Source organism: Gordonia sp. PDNC005 (assembly GCF_016919385.1).
Classification (GTDB): Bacteria; Actinomycetota; Actinomycetes; order Mycobacteriales; family Mycobacteriaceae; genus Gordonia.
Genome location: NZ_CP070351.1, coordinates 1,764,782 through 1,783,903 on the forward strand (window position 1 = coordinate 1,764,782; position 19,122 = coordinate 1,783,903).

The following is a 19,122-nucleotide window of genomic DNA, read 5'->3' on the forward strand; positions in this document are numbered from 1 at the left end:
GCCGCCCGCGTCAGTCGACCAGTTCGGACGGGGTCTCGCCGCTCGCGACACTCGCGGTCGCGGCGAGTTCCTCGCCGACGGACTCGTGGTGACGCTCAGCAAGCGGAACGTCGTCCGGAGCTGAGGGCTTCGAATCAGTGAACAGGGAGAACACCGCTCCGAGCACACAGCAGACGAGGGCGAAGGTGAACGCCGCGCTCAGACCGTCCGAGAACGGGTCGGAGATGAGATGCGGGAAGAAGTCCAACCCGGTCAGGTGGCCGACGTCGACACCCGGCACATCGCCGCCGGTGGTTCCGAGCAGTTCCTTGATCGGGTTGTAGCCGAGGAACGCCGCGAACAGCACGCCGACTGTCGGCAGATTCGCGATGTCCGTCGCCTGGCTCGCCGGAAGTCCGTTCTCGGTGAGACCGGAGTACATCGCGTCCGGGAGATGCTCGCTCAGTCCGGCGATCATCAGGGAGAAGAACACACCGATCGACAGGACCATGGCCGCGTTCTGGAATGTGGTCATCATGCCTGCACCCGATCCGCGTGCGTGAGCGGGCAGCGAGTTCATCACCTCGGCGCGGTTGGGGGATGCGAACAAGCCCATGCCGACGCCGTTGATCAGCAGGATGATCGCGAACCAGGCGTACGAGAAGTCCACCGGCAACGCGATGAGCGCGACGAAGGTTCCGGCGGTGATCAGCATGCCGAGAGTGGTGAACCACTTCGTCCCGAGTCGGTCCGACAGCGCACCGGACACGGGAGCGACGAGCAGGAAGCCGATCGTCATCGGAACCATGTAGATGCCGGCCCACAGCGGGGTCTGCGAATAGTCGTAGCCGTGCTGGGGAAGCCAGATTCCCTGGAGCCAGATGATCAGGATGAACTGCAGTCCACCGCGTCCGATCGAGGCCATCAGATTGGCTGCGTTGCCTGCACTGAACGACCGGCTCTTGAACAGACTGAGGTCGAAGAGGGGACTGTCGACGCGGGTCTCGATCCACAGGAAGAGCGCGAGTACCAGCAGGCCGCCGATGAGACCGGTGAGCACCCAGGGGTTGGTCCAGCCCATGTCGGAATCGCCGTATGGCTGGATGCCGTAGGTGATCGCGATGAGGATCGCGATGAGGCCGACGGCGAAGGTCAAATTGCCCCACCAGTCCATGCGTGCGGTCGTCCGGACGCCTGTGTCACGGAGTTTGAGGTACGCCCACACTGTGCCGACAACACCGAACGGAACGGAGACGAGGAAGATGTAGTGCCATTGGATCGGCGCCAGCACACCGCCGATCAGCAGGCCGAGGAACGAACCCGCGATGGCCGCCACGCCGTTGATGCCCATCGCCAGACCGCGCTGACGTGCAGGGAAGGCGTCGGTCAGAATCGCCGACGAGTTGGCCATCAAGAACGCGCCGCCGATGCCTTGGATCACGCGCCAGGCGATCAGCCAGATGGCCGCGGCCGGCCCGTCGAACCACGTGATGGCGAGGAAGATCGACGAGACGGTGAACACGGCGAAGCCCATGTTGTACATGCGGGCGCGCCCGTACATGTCGCCGAGCCTGCCGAAGCTGACGACGAGGACGGCGGTGACGACGAGGAAGCCCATCATCATCCACAGCAGGTAACTGGTGTTGGCGGGCTCGAGCGGGTTCAGCTTGATGCCCTTGAAGATGTCGGGGAGTGCGATCAGGACGATCGAGCTGTTGATCGTGGCGATCAGCATCCCGAGGGTGGTGTTCGAGAGGGCGATCCACTTGTAGTGCGGATCGGGTTCGTCAGTGGTGACGGCGGATGCGGGTGACGTCATGCGCGGTTCTCCTCGGAGTCGGCGGCGAACGCGTCGGCGAGCAGACGCAGGCCGTCGTCGACGGTGGCTCGTTCGGTGGGGGACAGGCGCGTGAGAGCGTCGGCGAGCGCACGAGTGCGGACGAACCGCATCTCGGTGATCACCTCGCGGCCCGCGTCGGTGGGTTCCAACAGGATCACGCGAGCATCGTCTGGGTCTTTGACCTTCGCGACGTAGCCGCGGTCGACGAGGGACGTGACGATCTTCGACATCGTCGGTACGGCGACGGACTCACGTTCGGCGAGCGTGGTGACGCGGATCGGCGCGTTGCCGAGGATCGTCCAGAGGCTGCTCGCCGTGCCTGCCGAGAGACCGGCGCTGGCACCGTGAGCGCGCAAGGTGCGGTTCACCCGGGTGAGGTGTTGGTACATGGTCGCGACGTCGTGACTTGTGATGTCGGTCAATGCAGACTCCTGGATCTGTCGGAACACCCGCCGACTCTATTAGTTTCCAACAGCTAACTAAAAATCAGACATGCCTCGAACTCTGCCGAGGAGGTGCGTCAGCGCAGGTCAGGCTGCATGGGAGGCGAGATGCGTCGTCGCCCCGATCGTGACCGGTGTCGCCTCCATAACCGACAGGAACCGCTGTTGTGCGCGCACGCCCCGGACGGCTGAGCGCTCTCGTCCGCCCGGCAGAAGTCGAACGGCGGACTCGATGAGATTCACCGGGATCTTCACGAGCGGGTACCACGGCAGGGTGTTCGTGGGTAGGCCCAGAGTGTGCATCGCGCCGCGTCCGAGGAAGAACGTGCTGATCGACAGGTGCTGGGATCGAGCGACCCGCCTCCGGACGGCCTGCATGGTCGGATAGTTCCAGGTCAGCGGATCGTCGGCCATCGGCCGGGCGAGTTGCTTCGACGTGTCGTCCGGAACCGCCAATGCTGCAGACGTGTGATGCAGGAGGCGCACGGCGCCGGAGAAGTCGGTCGGCAGGAACTCGTCGGAGATGCCCATCAGCCATCCGACATACCTGGTCAGGTGCGCGATCGCCGCGTACTCGGCGGGTGTGTGGAAGAGCCCGATCCCCAGGCCGCCGAGAGCCGGCGCGACGAGAGATCCGACGATGGTGGCGGCCATGTCTGTCTGATTGATCGGAAGGCCGTACAGGTCGGAGTCCCAGTCGTCCATCGCGACGACGTGGCGTCGAACGAGAGAGTGGATCAGACGGACCCGCAGCGTCGACCGGTAACCTGCACCGAAACGGTCGAGGCCACCAGTGCTGATCACGTCGATCGCCCACTGCGAAGTCTCGGCGAACCGGGTGTTCGAACCCTTCTCGAGAGCACCCGTTCGAAGCAGGGTCTGGTTGAATCCGGAGAACGTGTAGCCGCCGACGAGGGAGACGTCCCGCGCGATGTACAGACCGTCGACGCCACTCGAGTTCATTGCCAGCCCGGCCCGCCGGAGTGCGTCGTGGTCAACCCACGACGGCGTGTCCTCGACGACCGCGAAGAAGTCGCGCAGTTCGTCTGGCGCGTCGTCGACCTGATCGATTCCGCGCTCGAGTGCGAGCTCGAACATCGGGCGGATCTCCTTGACGCCGACGGTGACCATCCAGTCGACGAGGTCGTCCATGAGGGGATCACCCTCGGTGAGAGCCTCGCCGTAGCGACGGAATTGAGCCTCGTCGGGCGGCGTGATCCGCAAGAGACGAGCGAACGCGGCGACTCCGGGCGGGACCGGTGCCGGCGTGGAGGGGTGCCGCCGTGGGATCTGACTGGTCAACGTCGTGCCTTCCATTTCGCCGAGGCATTGGACAACACCTGTGTGCCGAATCTAAAGCGGCTAGAGTCTGATGTCAATGACTCGACCAGCTGCCGTGCGCGACTACGCGGGCGTGACCGCCGACGACCGGCGGCACGAACGCCGAACGCGGCTGCTCGCAGTCGGGCGGACCACGTGGGGCCGAGCCGGGATCGGCGACATCAGCATCCGTGGTGTGTGCCGAGACGCCGAACTGGCCGCGCGCTATTTCTACGAGAACTTCGCCAACCGTGACGCGTACCTCGTGGCGATCGCCGACGGAGTACGCGAACAGATGGTCGCCACCATGGTGCAGTCGAGTTCCGCCGCGGGCGGATCGATCGGCAGACGACTACATGCGGCGCTCACCGCGTTCCTGCGCGCCGTCGCAGACGACCCCGAGGCGTTCCGGATCATGACGACGGACGTCTCGAGCGTCCCCGGTCTCGAGCATCGACGGAACGAGACGCTCGATCTGGTCGCCGACATCGTGCTCGCACACTTCGTCGAGATCGCGGGCGGACCCGATGGACAGACTGTGGACGAGACGGAGCTCCGACCCGCGGCACGATTTGTGGTCGGGGGAGTGAACCGGCTCATCGAGGCCTGGATCGTCGAACGCGACGTGTCGATAGACGACCTCGCGGCGACGTGCACTCGGCTCGCGCTCAGCCTCGCCGGCCCCGCGTCCTAGCGGCGAACCACCATCGGAGTGCCGGTCACCGGATCGTCGACGATGACCGCTTCGATGCCGAACACGTCGTGGACTCGCTCAGCGGTCAGCAGTTCCGACGGCGAACCGGTAGCCACGACCTCGCCGTCCTTCATCAGAATCAGTTGATCGGCGTACCGGGCGGCCTGATTCAGGTCGTGCAGGACTGCGACGACCGTCTTCCCTCCCCGGTTCAGGTCGCGAAGCAGGTCGAGCAGCTCGAACTGGTACGCGATGTCGAGAAATGTCGTCGGCTCGTCGAGGAGCATCACGTCGGTCTGCTGTGCCAGAAGCAACGCGACCCAGACCCGTTGCCGTTGTCCGCCGGACAGCTGGTCCACGAATCGTTGTGCGAGCTCCGTCGTCCCGGTCGCGGCCATCGCGGCCCTCGTGGCGTCGTCGTCCTCGGCGGTCCACCGTTGGAAGGCCGAGTGGTGGGGATGCCTGCCTCGGGAGATCAGATCGGCGACACGCATGCCCTCGGGCGACACCGCGTCCTGCGGGAGCAGGCCCAGTCGCCGAGCCAGTTCCTTCGAGCCGTACGCGTCGAGGCTCTTGCCGTCGAAGACGATGTCGCCGTTGTCGCGCTTGTGCACCCGGGCGAGTGAACGCAACACCGTGGACTTCCCGGATGCGTTCGGTCCGAGGATCACCGTGAAGGCGCCCTCGGTGAGCGCGACGTCGACGCTGTGGACCACCTCGCGACCGTCGTATGAGATGGAGAGGCCGGTGGCGGTCAACACAGCGTCGTCGTGCTTCATGAAGCTGCTCAGGCCAGCAGCTTCTCGACCTGGTCGGTGACCAGACCCGCGCCGATGACGCCGATGCCGACCATCCAGGTGTCGTCGTCGACGCTGAACGCCTTGTTCGCCTTGACCGCAGGCAGGCCGGACCACAGCTTGGTCACCGAAGCCTGAGTCGTCGCCGCGGGATCGCCGCCGGGGCTCGTGTAGAACACGACGTCGCCGTTGATCTGTTCGTACAGCTCAGGACTCAGTTCGGCCATCGAGTACTCGTTCCACTGGCGGTCGCCGAAGGTGAAACCCATCTTGGACAGGACTGATCCGGAGAATGTTCCGGGTCCATAGAGGCGGAAGTTGTCGGTGCGGAAGCGCACGATCGACACGCTCTTGCCCTTGGCGCCGACCTTCGTTCCGACTTCAGCCGCGCGCTCGTCGACACCTGCGAGGAGTTCGGTCATCTTGGCCGACTGGTTGACCGCTGCGGCGGTCAGTTCGGCCTGCTCGTGCCAGTTGGTGCCGGTGTCAGCGGAGAAGACCGTCGGCGCGATGGCCGAGAGCTCCTTGTACAGCGCTTCATGCCGCACCTTGGATCCGATGATCAGATCGGGAGCGAGGTTTGCGATCGCGTCGACGTTCGGTTCCGCGATGTAGCCGACGGGAGCGACATCGGTCAGCTTGTCGGCGAGGTAGCCGGGAAAGCCGCGGCCCGCACCGATCTCGGGGGCCCCGACCGGCGTGATACCGAGTGCGATGAGGGCGTCGAGGTGCGGCGAGTCGAGGACCACGATGCGCTGGGGGACGCCCTCGAGCGTCGTCTCACCCATGGCGTGCTTGACGGTGTACGGGTCGCCGCCGGATGCGCCGTCATCGGACGAGCCGCAGCCGGAGACGACGAGGGCGATCGCTGCGAAGGCGCCGACGACTGCGGCTACGAGTCCGCGCCGACTGCGTGGGGAGGGACGCTGAGATAGTTGCATGTTCAAGGACAATAGTAGGGTTGGCTACACTTCCCAAACATGCCCTCTTCAACGGCCGTGAAACGACCGGACGACGATCTGTCTGCCGGCCCTCGCCGGCGAAACTGGATCGCGGTCCCCGTGTGCGTGGCCCTGCTCGCGATCGCCGTCGTGTTGAGTCTCTCCGTCGGCGCACGCTTCACACCCATCGGGGACGTCGTCCAGGCCCTGCTCGGCACCGGCGACCAGAACGTCGTGAACATCGTGGGCACACTCCGCGTCAACCGAACCGTCAACGCCCTGATCTGCGGAGTCGCACTCGGCCTGGCGGGCGTCCTGATGCAGGCTGTCACGCGCAACCCGCTCGCCGACCCCGGTGTCCTCGGGGTTAACGCAGGCGCGTCGTTCGGCGTGGTCGCCGGTCTCACGGTGTTCGGTTCGCTCGGCGCCGTCGGATCGGTCTGGCTGGCGCTCGCCGGGGCGGCGGCCGCCTCCATCGTGATCCTTGCGTTCTCGTCGAGCCGAGTCGTCGCAGGTTCACCCGTGCGCCTGACACTCGCGGGCGTCGCATTCGCCGCAGTGTTGTCCGGGGTCACCCAGACCCTCGTCTTGACCGACGAGTCGGTTCTCGACGTGTACCGATTCTGGCGCGTCGGATCGTTGACGGCCCGCCCGGTCGACGAGGCGTTGCCGCTGCTCGGTTTTGTGGTCGCCGGGGCAGTTCTCGCTCTCGCGTTGGCGTCGTCGTTGAACGCGTTGGCCCTCGGTGACGACACCGCGCGGTCCCTCGGCGCCAGGCCCGCGCGAGTCAGGGTCCTCGCACTCGTGGCGGTGACGCTGCTGGCAGGCACGGCCACGGCGCTCGCCGGCCCGATCGCGTTCGTCGGACTGGTGGTGCCACATCTGTTGCGTCCGGTGATCGGCCCCGATCACCGGCTCCTGCTGCCGCTGTCGATGCTCGCCGCGCCGACGCTGCTGCTGGTGGCAGACGTGGTCGGACGGGTCATCGGCCGAGGCGGCGAAGTGCAGGTGGGTGTGGTGATGGCGCTCATCGGCGGCCCGATGCTCATCTTCTTCGTCAACGGTCGACGGAAGGCGGGGCTCTCGTGATGTCCTCGCGCGCCGTCGCCGACCACGCACTCACGTCCGACGACCGGGTCGTCCGATCGCGGCACGGCAGATGGTCCCTTCGGTTCAGCAGACGCACGACGATCACGACAGCCGCTCTCGCAGCGGTGCTCGTGCTCGTCCTGGTGGCGTCGCTGTTGTTGGGCGAGTACCGGGTCAGTCCGGCCGCGCTGATCGACACCCTGCTCGGTGATCCGCCGAACCGACTCACCGACTTCTTCGTCCTGACCCGACGACTGCCGCGCGCCCTCGTGGCGATCACTGTCGGCGCGGCCCTCGCCGTCTCGGGTTCGCTGTTTCAATCGACGACGCGCAATCCGCTCGCCGGCCCCGACATGCTCGGCGTGAGCCACGGCGCCTCGGTGGGCGCCGTCGTGGTGATCCTGGTGCTCGGCGGTTCACTGACTCAGGCGGCCGTCGGAGCGGCGATCGGCGCAATCGTCGCCGCCGCACTGATTCTGCTGATCAGCGCGCGATCGGGACTTCAGGGCGTCCAGTTGATCCTGTCCGGAATCGCGATCGCCGCAATGGCGACAGCGATCGTCGACTACATCCTCACTCAGGTGTTCGTGGCGAGCGCGACCACCGCGCAGGCCTGGCTCATCGGATCGCTGCAAGGTCGCGGTTGGGACCATCTGTGGCCGATGCTGATCGCGCTCGTCATCGCGGCTCCCGTCCTCGCCGTCACATCGCCTGCGTCGCGGCTCTCGGCGCTGGGGGAGAGCGTCTCGGTCACGCTGGGCGTCCGGACCGTCGGCCTCCGGTGGGTGCTGATCGGTGTGGCCACGCTGCTGGTCGCGGTCGCGGTGGCCGTGGCGGGTCCGATCGCCTTCGTCGCACTGGTGTCCCCGCACATCGCGTATGCGCTGGCCCGGACGCGAAGCCTTGTCGTCTCGGCTCTGACGGGCGCGACGATTCTCGCCGTGTCCGACCTCATCGCGCAGTACTCGCTGTCCGGGCCGATTCCGGTCGGCGCGGTGACCGTGGTCATCGGCGGCGTGTTCTTCCTATGGCTTCTGCTGGCGGGAGGACGGCGCCGTGGCTGACGGACGCGTGTATGCGACAACCGTATGCGAGGTTGTGGACCTGACTCCGCGGATGCGCCGCCTGACGTTGACGGCCCCCGAACTCGCGGGTCTGGCATTGACCGGTCCGGACGAGTACGTCGGCCTTCTCATGCCGAACTCGGCGGAACATGCGCTTGTCCTGCCGTCCCTCGGGGACGGCCCGAACATCCGTGCCGCGGTGAGCGCGATGGACGACGATGTTCGGCCCGACCTCCGGTGGTACACGGTGCGTGCGCATCGCCCGGACGTGTGCGAGATCGACGTAGACATCGTGATCCACGGTGATCAAGGACCAGGGACACGGTTCGCTCGTCGAGCTCGGGCCGGGACCGAGGTCGGGATTCGGGAGAGCACCGCGATGTACTCATCCGATGCTTCGCCCGCATCGCGTCTGCTCGTCGGCGACGAGACGGCACTGCCTGCGATCTCCCGCATCCTCGAGACGACACCGGATGCACCGACGCGGGTTCTGATCGAGGTCGGCTCGACTTCGGACCGGGTGGACGTTGATTCGGCCACGCCGATCGAGTGGATCACCCGCGGCACACAGATCCCGGGCACGGCGCTCGACGAAGCGCTCCGCGCCGCTTCCGTCGCCTCGGATGTGGGCTTGGTCTGGATGTGCGGCGAACGATCCGCCGTCCGTGGAATGCGCCGACACCTGGTGGACGATCGGGGTGTCGGGCGGGACCGGATCCTGTTCTCCGGATACTGGCGACTCGGCGAAGCACGAGGATGATTTCGGTGGCGAGAATGTGCAGGCCACCGCATAGAAACCGAGTGCTTGGGCCACGTCGACTCCTCTGATCGGACGATCGGCTCGGCGATTTGAGCTACGGTCGATACCGATTAGAGGAGAAATCCACTGAACGATATCTGGAATTTCATCAGCCATAGACGGTCGCAGCTCGCGGTCGATTCCTATCTGCATGTCAGTGCCGTCATTCAATGCCTTCTGCTGGCGACGGTCATCGGCGTCCTGGTGGGGATCGCTGTTTATCGCAGTCCGGCCGGCTCCGCGATCGCCACCGCTTTGTCGAGCACAATTCTCACGATTCCGTCGTTTGCGCTGCTGGGTCTGCTGATTCCGATTCTCGGTCTGGGCGTTCCGCCGACAGTCATCGCACTGACCATGTACTCACTGTTGCCGATCGTGCGGAACACGATCGTCGGACTCGGCGCCGTCGATCCCGCGGTGACAGATGCGGCACGCGGCATCGGCATGAGTCGGCTGCGTGTCCTCACGCGAGTCGAACTGGTCCTCGCGTGGCCGTCGATCCTGACGGGCATGCGCGTCAGCACGCAGATGGCGATGGGAATCCTCGCGATCGCGGCGTACGCGAAGGGCCCCGGTCTCGGAAATCTGATCTTCTCCGGCCTGTCTCGTGTCGGCAGCCCGACAGCGATCCCACAAGCACTCACCGGCACGGTCCTGATCGTGATCCTCGCGTTGATCCTCGACGGGATCTACGTTCTGATCGGCCGACTCACCACCTCGAAAGGAATCCGATGACCGAGAGTCCAGAATCGAGATCCGGTGACGTCTCCGGCGTGGAGATCGTTCTCGATCATGTCTCGAAGACGTATTCCGGCCAGAAGACGGCGGCCGTCGCCGACGTATCGATGACGATTCCCGCTGGCGAGATCGTGGTGTTCGTCGGACCGTCCGGCAGCGGAAAGACCACCACGATGAGAATGATCAACCGGCTGATAGAACCGACATCGGGCCGAATCACCATCGGTGGGCGCGACGCGTTGTCGCTCGACGCGAACAAGCTCAGGCAGAGCATCGGATACGCCATCCAGCAGGGCGGACTCTTCCCGCACATGACCGTCGCCCAGAACATCGCGGTGGTCCCGAAACTGCTGAAGTGGGACAAGCAGCGGATCGCCGATCGAGTCGCCGAACTCCTCGACATGGTCGGCCTCGACGCCGACCAGTTCGCACATCGCTACCCCCGCCAGTTGTCCGGCGGCCAGCAGCAGCGAGTCGGGGTGGCACGCGCGCTGGCGGCCGACCCGCCGGTCCTCCTGATGGACGAGCCGTTCGGCGCAGTCGATCCGATCACGCGTGGCCTGCTCCAGGACGAGCTCATGCAGCTTCAAGAAGAGCTGCGCAAAACGATCGTCTTCGTGACACACGACTTCAGTGAAGCGGTGAAGCTCGGCGACCGGATCGCAGTATTGGGCGAGCAGTCTCGAATCCTGCAGTACGACACCCCGGAGGCGATCCTCGCCAATCCCGCCAACGACACGGTCGCGGGCTTCGTCGGGCAGGGCGCGTCACTGCAGCAGTTGAACCTCAAACGGGTCCGCGACGTCGACATCGAAGACCGCCCGACCGCCCGCGAAGACGACTCGGTGTCCGACTTCGCCGAGCGCATCGACGACTGGGGCGTCATCCTCGACAACCGGGATCGTCCTGTCAGGTGGACCGATCGGGCGCACCTCACGGGTGCGACGTCACTCCGCACCGTCGGGCTCCCGCTCGGGGAGATGGTCACCACGTCGTCGACGCTCCAGGACGCGCTGGAGGCGATCCTCGCCGAACGCAACGCATCGACGGTGGTGACCGGCACACGGGGTCGGTACGCCGGCGTGGTCACCATCGAGACGTTGATCGACGCCATCCGATCCATGCGTGACGAGCACCGCGGCGATCCGCCGATCGCCGAGGCCGGGCTGGTCGCGAATCCCGTCGAGACACCTGCGGCGACCGACGGCCCGGGCCGATGACAACCGACACCAGGGCCGCACGGTCGACGACGATTCAGCTGTGGGCGCAGCCGCTCGTCGTCGCGGTCCTCGCGGGCGGTGTGCTCGCGTGGGCGCTGAGCCGGGACTTGACCGACACTCAGAAGGCGACGATCAACAGTTCGTACATCGCTCAATTGATCGGCGAGCATCTGGCACTGACCGTGGCGATCACTGCGATCGTGCTCGCCGTGTCGGTGCCGCTGGCGGTCCTCGTCACCCGGAACCGCTTCCGATGGTTGGCGCCGTTGTTCGTCGGCATCGCGAATATCGGACAAGCGGCTCCCGCCATCGGTCTGCTGGTGCTGTTCTTTCTGTGGACGGCGACCACCGGCTTCTGGATCGGCGTGCTGCCGGTCGCGTTCTATTCGCTCCTGCCGGTGCTGCGGAACAGCATTCTCGGCCTGAACGAAGTCGATCGAGCGTTGATCGACGCCGCTCGCGGCCAAGGCATGTCGGAGGTGCGGATCCTGCTCACGGTGGAATTACCGCTGGCAGTTCCCTTCATCCTCGCGGGTCTGAGGACGTCTCTCGTGCTCGCGGTGGGAACGGCGACGCTGTGCTTCCTCGTCGACGCGGGCGGTCTCGGAATCTTGATCGACACCGGCTACAAACTCCGCGACAACGTCACACTCGTCACCGGCGCCGTGCTCGCGGTGAGCCTCGCACTGATCGTCGACTGGTGCGGCGCACTCGCCGAACGGTACCTGGGACCGAAGGGACTCCGATGAGAAGACGTTCACTGCGCATCGCGATCGCCTCGGTCGTCGCGACAGTCGTCGTCGCGGCCGGAACCGCGTGCGGCCTCGAATCCGGTGGCGCGCTCCCATTGCCGGTGAAGCCGGGGTCGATCACCGAACAACCGGACCTGGTCGGCGCCAAGATCACCGTGGGTTCGAAGGACTTCACCGAACAGGTGACACTCGGCTACATCTTGGAGTTCGCGGTGGCCGCAGCAGGCGCCGATGTCCGGGACCTGACGAACATTCAGGGATCGAACTCGTCTCGCGACGCGATGGTCGCCGGACAGGTCGACCTGGCGATCGAGTACACGGGCACCGGGTGGATCAACTACCTCGGGAACGAGAAGCCGATCGCCGATCCGGCCGCCCAGTTCGACGCGGTCCGTGACGCCGATCTCAAGGAGAACGACGTCGTCTGGGTGAATCCGGCGCCGTTGGACAACACATACGCGCTCGCCGTCAATCAGAAGAATCTCGCGTCGTTGGGGGTCCGGACGCTGTCGCAGTACGCGGACCTGGTCAAGCGCGACCCGGCATCGGCCAGTACCTGTCTGGAGACCGAGTTCCGGAGCCGTCAGGACGGCTTCCCAGGAATGGCGAAGGCATACGAGTTTCCCGCGTCGGCGGCACAGACGCAGATCCTGCAGACGGGGATCATCTATCAGGCCACTGCGAACGGCAATTGTGCGTTCGGCGAGGTGTTCACGACCGATGGTCGAATCAAGGCTCTGAATCTCGCTCTTCTCGACGACGACCGCCACTTCTTCCCGCACTACAACGCGGCGGTGACAATGCGGTCGGAGACTGCGGAGGCCCACCCGTCGATCGCGAAGGTCACCAAGCCGGTGATGGACGCATTGACGTCCGAGGAGATGAGCGAACTCAACCGCCAGGTGGACGTCGACGGACGGGAACCCGCCGACGTCGCACGCGACTGGATGGTCAAGAAGGGATTCGTCACGATCTGAGGTCAGCGACCTCAGCGGCCGCACGCCGACCCGCGCAGATCGCCCCTTCCAGATACCCGGGGTGATCGTCGGAGGTCTCGGTTCCAGCCCAATGTACTCGGCCGCTCGGAGTCGAGTAGGCGGGGAGGTCTCCACCGACAGTGCCGGGCAGCGGCATGGCGACGTATCCGCCCTCGACGAAGGTGTCCACGTGCCACACCTTGTCGTGCCAGTCAGCGGGAGCCCGGGCGTCGTCGCCGAACAGGTCGCCGAGCACGTCGAGGACGCGTGCACGGCGCTCCCGCGGGCCGAGATCGTCGAACGTCCGAGCGTCAGACCCGCCGACGAGCACGGTGAGATGACCTGCGCCGCCAGGCGCGGACGAATCGAAGACGCCGATTCCGATGTCGCCCGTCACCAGGGTCTCCGCAGGTGCGTCCACTCGCCAGAACGGTGTCGGGTAGACGGCGACGGCTTTGTACACCGACCCCATGCGCATCGACTGCTCTGCGTCGGTTCGCGAGTACGGCAGGGCCGGGTCATGCGCGATGCGCTTCGCCACCGGTGGCGACACCGCGATCACCACATGGTCGGCCGCTATTCGGCCCACCGAGGTCGAGACCACGACCTCATCGTCATCTCTTCGCACCGCGGTGGCGTCCACGCCGAGCATCAGCCGGGCACCGAGGTCGTCGGCCATCCGGTCGATCAGGTGGCCGACGCCTTCGACGATCAAGGACTCCTGTGCTCCGCCCCGAGAGGTGAGCATCCCGATTGCGCCGCCCATCACGCCCACCGTGGTCGCGAGCGCACCCAACGTCACTTGGTCGAGTTCGGCCGTCGACGAGACCCCCGCCAACAACGACAGGAGCCTGCGGGTGCGTGCTCCCGGCACGCGCGAGATCACTCGGTCGAGCGTCATCTCTCGCCATCTCTCGGGCACACGGGTGCGCGACATCAGTTCGAGCGCGGCGAGACTCGCCGCCGCGGTCAGCACGGAGGGGGAGTACGGTCGGACTCTCCGACCGCAGTCGACGATGCGCGGAACCCTCGGCGTCTCCATCGGATACAAGGTTCCACCGAGTTCGTCGGTCAACGCGATCAGCCTCTCATGCCCTGCCCCGACCCACTGTCCGCCGAGGTCGAGCCGCGTGCCGAGTCTCGAGGTGACACCGTAGGCACGTCCCCCTGGCCGGTCTGCCGCCTCGACTACGCGGACGTCGAAACCGGCGCGCATCAGATCACGCGCGGCGACCAGACCCGACATTCCCGCGCCGACGATCACGACATCGACGCGATCAAGGACGGCGGTCATGCTTCCGCGCGTGCTGCGTCGCGGATCTCTGCGGCAGCACGACGACCCGACCGGATCGCGCCGTCCATATAGCCGTTCCACACATCAGACGTCTCGGCGCCCGCCCAGTGGATGCGACCGACCGGCGCCGCCAGCGCCCGGCCGTACTGCGTCCACACGCCGGCGCCCAGCCGACCGCCGTAACACCCGCGGGTGAACTCCTCAGCCATCCAATCCTGTTCGATCAACTCGATCGGCTCGGCGGCCTGCGGTCCGAAGTACTCGACCAATTGCGCGATCACAGCGGTTCGACGCTCGTCGGCGCTCAGCTCGGCGGCCGTTCGGGCATGCGCGCCCTCGATGAAACCGACGAGGACACCGCACGACGCATCGTTCGGCGAGTTGTCCAGGACCACTCCGAACGCGCTGTCCAACCCGAGGACGAACCCGCTCAGACCGTCTTCACGCCAGAACGGGGTGTTGTATGCGACGTGGTACTTGATCACCGATCCCGCAGGCATCTGCTGTGTGAAGGCGTCGCGCGCGGACGGCAGCGGCGGCGAGTACCGGAAGCGCGAGGCCAGTGTGGTCGGCACTGCGACGACGACGTGCGACCCGGACACCTGTCCGCCCTCGAACGTGGCGACCACGCCGTTGTCGTCCTGCGCGATGTCACGCACCACGGTGTTCAAGCGAACGCGCTCGCCCAGTTCGGCGGCCATGCGCTCGGAGATGAGATGAGTGCCGCCGACCACGCGGCGCTCCTGCGCGCCGCCCGTGGTGGCGGCGAGGATCTCGAGGCTGGTGCCCGACTTCACGTAGAACAGGAAGTGGAGAAGCGACAGCTCGGGAGTCTCGGCGGAGAAGATGGCCGGCACCAGGGTGCGGAACATCCGGATCGCGAGGGAGTCGCCGGAGATCCCGGTGAGCCACTGTTCAAGCGTCTGCCGGTCGAGGGTCTCGGCGTCGGGGGAGGACCAGGGCTGTGCGAGGTCGACGGTCGACGCCAGGATCTCGATCTGCTCCCAGATCCGGCCGACTTCGGCGGCGACCTCGTCGGGCAGGCCGAACGTCCCGTCCGAATAGAGGAGGCACCGACCGTCGACATAGGTCATCGCTTCGCCGTCGTCGTATGTCGGGAAGGTCTCAAGACCGAGTTCGTCGATGAGCCCGAGGACCACATCCTGTGTCGCACCCACCCATTGACCGCCGAGTTCGACGGGCACGCCGTTCGCGAGGAAGCCCCCGTGGTTTCGGCCGGCCACGCGGTCGCGCGCCTCCAGCACCACGACGCTGTTGCCGTCCGACACAAGGGAGCGCGCAGCGCTCAGCCCTGCCAGTCCGGCCCCGACCACGATCACATCGACGTTCTCCATGCCGCTCTCCTCTGGGTGAATCACCAACTCAGTCAGTCGTATGACTGTGTGCAGAGCGTAAGGCGGATCACACCGAAGATCAAGAGCCTCCGGTCAGACGGAGATGCCCGCGACGGCGACGACCATGTCGACGACGCGATCGAGGTCTCGTTCGGAGCGGGCGTTGTCCGGGTTCACGACACTCTGCAGGAGAAGTCCGTCTATGCCTCCGATGAGCAGGCGTGCGAGTTGGTCGAACTCGAGTTCCGTGGACTCGCCGGAACGGTCCGCGGCGGCGGTGAACCACGACGCGACGGCGTCCACGTACGAGTCGTACTGGCGGCGTGGAAGTTCCTGCAGGCCAGGCGTTCTCAACGCATGTGTGACCAGTTCGTACTGAAGGAGCTGGAGGTCGGCGTGTTCGACGACGAGTGTCGACCAGAATGTCCTGACACCGACGCGAATCGAGTTCTCCAAGCCTGAGTCGACCGATCCCGATTTCCGAAGAACGCCTGCGATCTCGTCGACGACATCATCGATGACGGCTTCGAGGAGACTCAGCTTCGTCGGAAAGACGTATTGGAGGGTGCCGAGCGGGATTCCCGCTTCAGCGGCCACAACCCGCATCGACACGCGGCCGACTCCATCGCGCATCAAAGCGACGCGGGCGGCGTCGATGACCTGCCGGCGACGTTCGCCCGACTCCACGTAAACCATTTGACATCCCTCCGAAGGCGAACAGCGCACCGAGATCGGCGGGCACGCAGATCGAGTATCGCAGTCACCTGCCGTCAGACCGCGCAGCCCGCCACTCACGTGGGGTGCAGTCGAACCGTCCGCGGAACCATCGTGAGAAGTTCGATGGACTGGAGAACCCCAGAATCGAAGCGATCTCGGTCAACGAATAGCGGCGTCCGGCCACCAGATGCCCGGCGAGCGCCGCCCTGGTGTCATCGACCACGGCGGTGAACGTGGTCCCTTCGGCATCCAATCGTCGATGCACGGTCCGACGGTCGACGCCGAGGCTGCGCGCGACCTGATCAACTGAGCACCGTCCGGTCGGCAACAACATCTCGACCAGCTGTTTGGTGCGTTTGGCGACCGTCGGCGCATTCTCTGCGCTGGTGTCGGCGAGCATCCGCCGCGTGTACTCGAGCAGCTGTGGATCCGACGCGCCGATCCTCGTGTCCAGGTCGGAGGCATGAAACGTGACGCCGTCGAAGTCGCGGTCGTACCGCGCGAGCCCGGCGAACATGCGAGTGGCCATCGCCTGGTCGGCCGGAGGGGAGTGAGTGAACGACACCGACAGGGGACGCCACGTGGGAGGCGACAACTCCCTCATCAGCGAGTAGAGGACGCCGACGCCGAGGTCGATGGACTGCCGGTCCGAAGCGGGGAAACCCAGATCGATCTCGATCTGCACAGTGGCGACGTCGTCGGCGACCGACAAGCTGGTGTGCAGAGCCTCGTTGTACATCCGTTCGTGACGGATCAGCATCGACAAGGCGTTCCGCATGCTCGACTCCTCACGGAGCACGAGACTGAGCGGGCCGAGATGAGACAGCCGACGAAGCTCAGCTAACCGGAGCCCGATGTCGTCGCGGCCCGCCTGCGCCGCTGTCGCCTCAAGCAACGCGACGACCGCTTCCGCGGGTATCCACCTGTCCTGCAGACCGATTCCACCCGGATCGAGCCCGACTGATCGCAGCATCCCGAATGCGTCGACACCGAGTGATCTCGCGAGATCAACGTAGTTCGCCAACGAGGCGTACCGCGCAAGTGGTTTCACATCACTCCTCGTCGCATTCGTGACGACCATCACGACCCTGTCCCGATGTGAACAGTTATCCGTCCCGTCATGAACAGTTTAGCCACGTTCCGGCCCATAGTGTCGTTCGCATCACATCACGGCGAGGCCCGCGGGCCACTGAGAGGATCACGATTCACATGGCACAGGCGATTCGCTTCCACAAGGTCGGCGGACCCGACGTCCTCCAGCTCGAAGACGTCGTCGTCGGCGACCCGGCCGCCGGGGAAGTACGCGTGCGCCACCACGCGATCGGGCTCAACTTCGCCGACACGTACTACCGCACCGGCCTCTACCCGGTACCCCTGCCCAACGGCATGGGCGTCGAAGCGTCGGGCGTTGTCGAAGCAGTCGGCGCAGGCGTCACCGACTACAACGTCGGCGACCGCGTGACCTACACCTACACGGGCTCACCGCTCGGGGCGTACAGCACACACTTCGTTCTGCCGGCTCGTCACCTCATCGCACTGCCGGACGACATCTCGTTCGAGACCGCGGCGGCGTGCACCATGCGCGGCCTCACCGCCGCATATCTGATGCGGCGGATCACCGACTACCGCGAGGGCGACACGATTCTCCTGCACGCGGCTGCAGGAGGCGTCGGGCTGATCGTCGCGCAGTGGGCCAAGCTCCTCGGTCTCAACGTGATCGGGACGGTGTCGACTCCTGAGAAGGCGGCCGTGGCCCAGGCCGCCGGCGTCGACCACATCGTGTACTACCGCGACGAGGACACCGCAGAACGGGTCCGTGAGATCACCGACGGTGCGGGAGTGCCCGTGGTCCTCGACAGCATCGGCAAGACCACCTACGCGACATCGCTCGACTGCCTCGCCAAGCGCGGTTTGCTCGTCTGCTTCGGCACCTCCTCTGGCCCGATTCCGCCGATCGATCCGATGCAGCTCGCGATCAAGGGTTCGCTGTTCGTCACGCGTCCGGGCCTCGCCGACTACATCGCCGATCCGGCCGAACGTGCCGAACTCGCCGGTGAACTGTTCGGCCACATCGCCGCGGGCCGCATCACGGTCCAGGTCAATCAGACCTACCCGCTTGCCGAAGCATCCCGTGCTCACACCGAACTCGAGTCGGGTGCTCTCACCGGCTCGTCGATCCTCACCGTCTGAACGTCGCCCTCGAAGAGGAGAACTGCCATGACACTCACCCACGACGCGCCTCGCACATCGATCCGCGCCGAACGCCTCACCGCCCACCTCGGCGCCGAGTTGTTCGACGTCGATCTCGCCGCAGTCGCCCATGACGACGACCTGTTCGCCGATCTTCGTGGTCTGCTCGTGGAGCACAAGGTGCTCTTCGTCCGCGACCAAGCGATCAGTCGAGCCGACCACGTGGCACTCGCCCGCAGATTCGGCGACCTCGAGGATCATCCGGTCGCGTCGTCGGATCCCGACCACCCCGGCCTCGTCCGGATCTACAAGGACCTCGACAGCCCCGCCGAGCACTACGAGAACGCCTTCCACTGCGATGCGACCTGGCGGGAGTGCCCACCCTTCGGTTCCGTCCTCCGTTGTGTGGAAGGCCCCGCCGTCGGCGGCGACACCATCTGGGTGGACATGGTCGCGGCGTACAACGCGTTGCCCGACGATGTGAAGCGCCGCATCAACGGTCTCACTGCTCGTCACTCGATCGAGGCGAGCTTCGGCGCAGCGATGACGCCTGAGAAGCGCGCGGGGCTGCACGCCATGTTCCCGGACGCCGAGCACCCGGTGGTTCGAACACATCCGGACACCGGCGAGAAGATCCTGTTCGTGAACGCGTTCGCCACGCACCTCACCAACTTTCACACACCCGACAACGTCCGGTTCGGATACGACTACGCGCCAGGTGCGTCGGAGTTGCTGAACTACCTCATCCGCCAGGCATCAGTGCCCGAGTTCCAGGTCCGCTGGCGGTGGACACCCGACAGTTTCGCCATCTGGGACAACCGCTGCACGCAGCACTACGCCGTTCAGGACTACTGGCCGGCCGTCCGCCGCATGGAACGCGCAGGCATCGTCGGCGACCGCCCGTACTGATCCC

General features: G+C 65.8%; 19 protein-coding genes. 10 read left to right on the top strand and 9 right to left on the bottom strand.

The window, feature by feature from the left end; translation table 11 throughout:
• Nucleotides 1–10 precede the first annotated feature (10 nt).
• From JVX90_RS08360 to JVX90_RS08370, 3 genes are all read right to left on the bottom strand, one after another.
• Nucleotides 11–1,798: an MFS transporter gene (locus tag JVX90_RS08360; RefSeq protein WP_205331890.1), complete on the bottom strand. Its 1,788-nt coding sequence runs from the start codon at nt 1,796–1,798 to the stop codon at nt 11–13.
• A complete protein-coding gene (locus JVX90_RS08365; protein WP_205331891.1) occupies nt 1,795–2,268 on the bottom strand; it encodes a MarR family transcriptional regulator in 474 nt (157 codons plus the stop codon). The genes JVX90_RS08360 and JVX90_RS08365 overlap by 4 nt, the downstream gene beginning before the upstream one ends.
• Before the next feature lie 81 nt (nt 2,269–2,349).
• Entirely contained in the window at nt 2,350–3,564 is a 1,215-nt protein-coding gene (locus JVX90_RS08370; RefSeq protein ID WP_205331892.1) for an oxygenase MpaB family protein, read from the bottom strand.
• A 76-nt stretch (nt 3,565–3,640) separates the two neighbouring features.
• On the opposite strand from JVX90_RS08370, the gene JVX90_RS08375 reads away from it, so the two are divergent.
• Nucleotides 3,641–4,276 carry a TetR/AcrR family transcriptional regulator gene (locus JVX90_RS08375; protein WP_240194099.1) on the top strand — a complete coding sequence of 212 codons (636 nt, stop codon included), beginning with the start codon at nt 3,641–3,643 and terminating at the stop codon, nt 4,274–4,276.
• On the opposite strand, the gene JVX90_RS08380 is transcribed toward JVX90_RS08375, so the two are convergent.
• Together JVX90_RS08380 and JVX90_RS08385 are read right to left on the bottom strand one after the other, a co-directional pair.
• Entirely contained in the window at nt 4,273–5,055 is a 783-nt protein-coding gene (locus JVX90_RS08380) for an ABC transporter ATP-binding protein (RefSeq protein WP_205331893.1), read from the bottom strand. The two genes, JVX90_RS08375 and JVX90_RS08380, sit on opposite strands and share 4 nt — an antisense overlap.
• A gap of 8 nt (nt 5,056–5,063) precedes the next feature.
• Complete coding sequence (locus JVX90_RS08385) at nt 5,064–6,014, bottom strand: iron-siderophore ABC transporter substrate-binding protein (protein ID WP_205331894.1); 951 nt, start codon at nt 6,012–6,014, stop codon at nt 5,064–5,066.
• Nucleotides 6,015–6,053: 39 nt separating this feature from the next.
• Here JVX90_RS08385 and JVX90_RS08390 point away from each other — a divergent pair, with 39 nt between their 5' ends.
• The 7 genes from JVX90_RS08390 (at nt 6,054) to JVX90_RS08420 (ending at nt 12,653) form a co-directional block, all read left to right on the top strand.
• Nucleotides 6,054–7,103, top strand: a complete 1,050-nt coding sequence (locus tag JVX90_RS08390; RefSeq protein WP_240194100.1) for an iron chelate uptake ABC transporter family permease subunit — start codon at nt 6,054–6,056, stop codon at nt 7,101–7,103.
• Complete coding sequence (locus JVX90_RS08395) at nt 7,103–8,167, top strand: iron chelate uptake ABC transporter family permease subunit (protein ID WP_240194161.1); 1,065 nt, start codon at nt 7,103–7,105, stop codon at nt 8,165–8,167. The genes JVX90_RS08390 and JVX90_RS08395 overlap by 1 nt, the downstream gene beginning before the upstream one ends.
• Entirely contained in the window at nt 8,160–8,927 is a 768-nt protein-coding gene (locus tag JVX90_RS08400) for a siderophore-interacting protein (protein WP_205331896.1), read from the top strand. The genes JVX90_RS08395 and JVX90_RS08400 overlap by 8 nt, the downstream gene beginning before the upstream one ends.
• A 126-nt stretch (nt 8,928–9,053) precedes the next feature.
• On the top strand, nt 9,054–9,701 hold the full coding sequence (locus tag JVX90_RS08405) for an ABC transporter permease (protein WP_174316856.1): 648 nt from the start codon (nt 9,054–9,056) through the stop codon (nt 9,699–9,701).
• Nucleotides 9,698–10,924, top strand: coding sequence for an ABC transporter ATP-binding protein (locus JVX90_RS08410; protein WP_205331897.1), 1,227 nt, complete (start codon nt 9,698–9,700; stop codon nt 10,922–10,924). Before JVX90_RS08405 ends, JVX90_RS08410 begins: the two co-directional genes overlap by 4 nt.
• On the top strand, nt 10,921–11,673 hold the full coding sequence (locus tag JVX90_RS08415; RefSeq protein WP_205331898.1) for an ABC transporter permease: 753 nt from the start codon (nt 10,921–10,923) through the stop codon (nt 11,671–11,673). The genes JVX90_RS08410 and JVX90_RS08415 overlap by 4 nt, the downstream gene beginning before the upstream one ends.
• Nucleotides 11,670–12,653: a glycine betaine ABC transporter substrate-binding protein gene (locus tag JVX90_RS08420; protein WP_205331899.1), complete on the top strand. Its 984-nt coding sequence runs from the start codon at nt 11,670–11,672 to the stop codon at nt 12,651–12,653. The genes JVX90_RS08415 and JVX90_RS08420 overlap by 4 nt, the downstream gene beginning before the upstream one ends.
• On the opposite strand, the gene JVX90_RS08425 is transcribed toward JVX90_RS08420, so the two are convergent.
• From JVX90_RS08425 to JVX90_RS08440, 4 genes are all read right to left on the bottom strand, one after another.
• Entirely contained in the window at nt 12,643–13,947 is a 1,305-nt protein-coding gene (locus tag JVX90_RS08425; protein ID WP_205331900.1) for an FAD-dependent oxidoreductase, read from the bottom strand. The genes JVX90_RS08420 and JVX90_RS08425 overlap by 11 nt on opposite strands.
• A complete protein-coding gene (locus JVX90_RS08430; protein WP_205331901.1) occupies nt 13,944–15,302 on the bottom strand; it encodes a flavin monoamine oxidase family protein in 1,359 nt (452 codons plus the stop codon). Before JVX90_RS08430 ends, JVX90_RS08425 begins: the two co-directional genes overlap by 4 nt.
• Nucleotides 15,303–15,395: 93 nt before the next feature.
• On the bottom strand, nt 15,396–15,998 hold the full coding sequence (locus JVX90_RS08435; protein ID WP_205331902.1) for a TetR/AcrR family transcriptional regulator: 603 nt from the start codon (nt 15,996–15,998) through the stop codon (nt 15,396–15,398).
• Nucleotides 15,999–16,062: 64 nt separating this feature from the next.
• Nucleotides 16,063–17,070 (bottom strand): AraC family transcriptional regulator, encoded by a 1,008-nt coding sequence (locus tag JVX90_RS08440; RefSeq protein WP_205331903.1) that lies wholly within the window; start codon nt 17,068–17,070, stop codon nt 16,063–16,065.
• A gap of 158 nt (nt 17,071–17,228) precedes the next feature.
• Here JVX90_RS08440 and JVX90_RS08445 point away from each other — a divergent pair, with 158 nt between their 5' ends.
• Both JVX90_RS08445 and JVX90_RS08450 read left to right on the top strand, forming a co-directional pair.
• Nucleotides 17,229–18,209, top strand: coding sequence for a quinone oxidoreductase (locus JVX90_RS08445; protein WP_205331904.1), 981 nt, complete (start codon nt 17,229–17,231; stop codon nt 18,207–18,209).
• A gap of 27 nt (nt 18,210–18,236) precedes the next feature.
• Nucleotides 18,237–19,118 (top strand): TauD/TfdA family dioxygenase, encoded by an 882-nt coding sequence (locus tag JVX90_RS08450; protein WP_205331905.1) that lies wholly within the window; start codon nt 18,237–18,239, stop codon nt 19,116–19,118.
• Nucleotides 19,119–19,122 lie beyond the last annotated feature (4 nt).